The 3514-nt window shown below is 44.6% G+C and carries 3 protein-coding genes; 2 read left to right on the forward strand and 1 reads right to left on the reverse strand.

Annotated features, from left to right (window positions below; translation table 11 throughout):
- The first annotated feature begins 103 nt into the window (after window positions 1-103).
- Window positions 104-1159, forward strand: coding sequence for an ABC transporter permease (locus RMO55_RS16490; RefSeq protein ID WP_310428222.1), 1056 nt, complete (start codon window positions 104-106; stop codon window positions 1157-1159).
- A 120-nt stretch (window positions 1160-1279) separates the two neighbouring features.
- Here the strand turns inward: RMO55_RS16490 and dprA are convergent, their stop codons facing one another.
- On the reverse strand, window positions 1280-2431 hold the full coding sequence (gene dprA / locus RMO55_RS16495) for a DNA-processing protein DprA (protein WP_310428225.1): 1152 nt from the start codon (window positions 2429-2431) through the stop codon (window positions 1280-1282).
- Window positions 2432-2610: 179 nt separating this feature from the next.
- Here dprA and RMO55_RS16500 point away from each other — a divergent pair, with 179 nt between their 5' ends.
- Complete coding sequence (locus RMO55_RS16500; RefSeq protein ID WP_310428227.1) at window positions 2611-3198, forward strand: hypothetical protein; 588 nt, start codon at window positions 2611-2613, stop codon at window positions 3196-3198.
- Window positions 3199-3514: the final 316 nt, after the last annotated feature.

A 3514-nucleotide genomic window follows, 5' to 3' on the forward strand; every position in this document is an offset into this window, starting at 1 on the left:
CTTTAGTCGCGGGTGGGTAAAGACTAAGTACCAAGATTATAGATTTTATTCCCTCACAATTAATCCACCCTGCCCACACCCCCCACACTCCCCATCCCTTAGCATGAATCCTTCCTCATCCAATCGTGATATCTTGTCTCAACTAAAGGATATTTTCACTGGTGAAACTTTCTTATATATTGTCAAAAGATCGATCCAAGCACTGCTTACTTTATTTCTGGCTTCGATTCTCTGTTTTGCAATTATTCAGTTATCACCAGGTAATTTCCTCGATACACTCAGACAAAACCCCAAAATTACGCCCCAACGGATTAAGGAGCTAATGGAGCAATTTGGATTGAGCGAGGATAAAGACTTTCTGACTTTATCTGGACAATACTTTAAGTGGTTGGGGCAAGCACTGCAAGGAAACTTGGGATTGAGTATGCTTTACTTCCAACCTGTTACTCTACTAATTGGGCAAAGGATCAGAGCAACTCTAGAACTCGCGATCGCCTCGTTGATTTTAACATGGGCGATCGCGATTCCCTTGGGCATTATTGGAGCTGTCAATCAAAATAAATTTATCGATAAATTTTTGCGGGTACTCAGTTATACCGCCCAAGGATTTCCCAGTTTTGTGACAGCCTTATCATTATTAATTGTCGCGCAGATCTGCTCGCCACTGTTACCTGTAGGCAGTAGAACCAGTATCAATCATGAAGAATTATCCGCGATCGGTAAATTACTTGATATCCTATGGCATATGATTCTCCCCACCATCGCCTTAACGATTACAGGGTTTGCGGGGTTGCAACGGATTACGCGGGGGGAACTATTAGATGTCTTGCGTCAAGATTATATCCAAACAGCTAGAGCCAAAGGTTTATCAGAAAATCGCGTAATTTATGTCCACGCACTCCGCAATGCCATCAATCCACTAGTCACACTTCTCGGCTTTGAATTTGCGAGTTTACTCAGCGGTGCTTTTATTGCCGAATTTTTCTTTAATTGGCCCGGACTAGGTAAATTAATTTTATCAGCAGTCACCGCCAAAGATCTCTATCTAGTCATGGGTAGTTTAATGATTGGAGCAATTATGTTGATCGTCGGTAACTTATTTGCCGATCTCCTCCTCAAATTTGTCGATCCACGCATCAAATTAGCCGACCTAAAATAATATGGTTAGAAGATGTCAGAACCCCGACTTCTCGAAGAAGTCGGGGTTCTTGCAGTAATGGTTGAGATATCCTAATCGCCCTGACGGTTGTTATATCAATTCTCAATTCTCAATTCTCAATTACCTTTGATATCTCATTCCTGGTAACTGCGTCACCAAGCCTAACAACTCTAACTGAAGCAGTATCCCCGAAACAGTCGCGGTAGATAATTGAGATTTAGAGACGATCTCATCGAAACTAGTTGGTTGACAAGTCACAACTAACCAGACTTGTTGGAGATCTGGAGCGAGATCTGGTGGGGGTGATGCAACAGATTTGGTAACTGGATTAGGTACTTCAATAATCGGAAAAAGTTGTAATTGTTCGGGAGTGCCTAATTGGGGGATAGAGGAGAGCAATTCGAGCAGATGATCTAAGCCGAGGATGGGCTGTGCGCCACGACTGAGCAGTCCCAGACACCCAAGTGAGTTTGGGCTGTCGATCGAGCCTGGAAGGACGTATACATCGCGTCCGAAGTCATTGGCTTGATAGGCGGTAATCAACGCGCCAGATCTGACAGGTGCTTCGATCACAATTGTGACGCGACTCAATCCGGCGATAATTCGATTGCGAGCGGGAAAATGGGATCGATCGGGTGGTGTTCCCGCCGCATATTCGCTGACAACTAAGCCATGCTGGGCAATTTCTTTGGCGAGGGCTTGATTGCGCGGTGGATAGACAATATCGAGTCCAGTACCGACTACGGCGATGGTACGCCCACCAGCTTCTAAGCAGGCACTATGAGCTTCGGTATCGATACCCTGAGCTAATCCTGAGACGATCGTAAATCCTTTACTTGCCAGTAGACTACTAATTTTTCGCGCCCAGCGTTTGCCATAATCAGAAAGATCGCGAGTGCCGACGATGCCAACTGTTGGAACATTTCCCTGATTTTCGGCTAACGAAACGTTCCCCCTGTAGTATAACACCCCTGGTGCGGAAGGAATCTCTTTTAATAAGCGGGGATAGTCAGGATCGATCCGCGTCCAGAAATAGGGATTATCGATCGAGTGCGCTGCTAGTAAAGCTTGAGGATCGATTTGGGCGCGAGCGGCGACAATTTTGGTAACTGATTGAATACCCACACCATCGATCGATAGAATCGCTTCAGTATCGGCATTCCAGGCAGCTTCTAGATTACCAAACCGTTGGTACAGTCGATCGACTAAAATCGGCCCAACTCCAGCAACTCGCGACCAAGCCAACCAATAGATGCGTTCTCGATCGAACATTCGGTTTTCCGCCTCAGTATTTATACGGTTAAAATCTCATTCTAGAAACAGAATATCCTATAACCCGTCCACATCAACATTTTTAGCAAATAAATTAACTTGGGAACCTTTAACCAATCCGTCACGACTTAGTGTGTAAGAGAGCAAACTAAACCTTACCTAACCCAAGCTAATTAATCATGAAACTTTCCTTAATCCAAGCCATCAAAACTGCTGCTATTTCCGTTCTCACTTTGACACCTATTATTAGCACTGTTAATCCTGCATCTGCCGCACCCAAATACACAGACCGCGTTATCGCTCAAGTTACTGTAGACAGTACTGCTCCTCAATCAATTGGTACACAATCCAATTATTTAGGTGCAGGTGTTTCTGGTGGTTTGACTAGTGGAAATGCACCTGGAGAACAAGCAAAATCTGGTGGCAGTTTGTATGGTAGATACTCTATTCCTCAAACTAAATTATCTGCTCGTGCTGGCGTAGTATTTACTGATAAAATCAGTGCAGTTACTCCTAAACTTACCTATGATGTTGGTGTTGCTCCTGGCACTAATATATTCGTCGGTGCTGGGTATAATTTTGTCAACGAACAAACTGCTAGCACCCCATTAGGTAACAAAAGCGCGCCTGTTTTAAGCTTGGGAATGGAAAGCCAATTAGCTAACAACGTCTTAGTATTTGGTTCCGCCGATCTTGGCTTGAATGCATACCAAAATACCAATAACACTGCGGTTGCACTCCAAGGTGGTGCTGGCTTCCGGTTTTAAACCGAACTATTCTCATTGACGATTCTATTATTTAGCCAAGGGGAGCGATCGATTATCGATCGCTCCCCTGATTAATTTACATCCGATCGCTGTAAACTTAATAACGTAAGTTGCTAGTAACTCAAGTTGCTAGTTATAAGTTATTAGTGAAGTTAGAGAGTAAGGGAGTAGGGGAGTAACGGAGTAAGAAACACCCGCACACCCCCACACCCCCGCACCCCCGCACCCGCACACCCCCATACCCCCACACCCCATCTATGGCTATTCTCGATCGACAAGGTAGATTATTTGGTAAATTCAGCCTCCTCGACATTGG

The sequence above is a fragment of the Chamaesiphon sp. VAR_48_metabat_135_sub genome (assembly GCF_031418915.1).
Classification (GTDB): Bacteria; Cyanobacteriota; Cyanobacteriia; order Cyanobacteriales; family Chamaesiphonaceae; genus Chamaesiphon.

Bases quoted from the DNA above. Each gene is read 5' to 3' on its own strand.
- RMO55_RS16490 (WP_310428222.1), top strand. From the start codon at position 104: ATGAATCCTTCCTCATCCAATCGTGATATCTTGTCTCAACTAAAGGAT.
- RMO55_RS16500 (WP_310428227.1), top strand. From the start codon at position 2,611: ATGAAACTTTCCTTAATCCAAGCCATCAAAACTGCTGCTATTTCCGTT.
- dprA (WP_310428225.1), bottom strand. From the start codon at position 2,431: ATGTTCGATCGAGAACGCATCTATTGGTTGGCTTGGTCGCGAGTTGCT.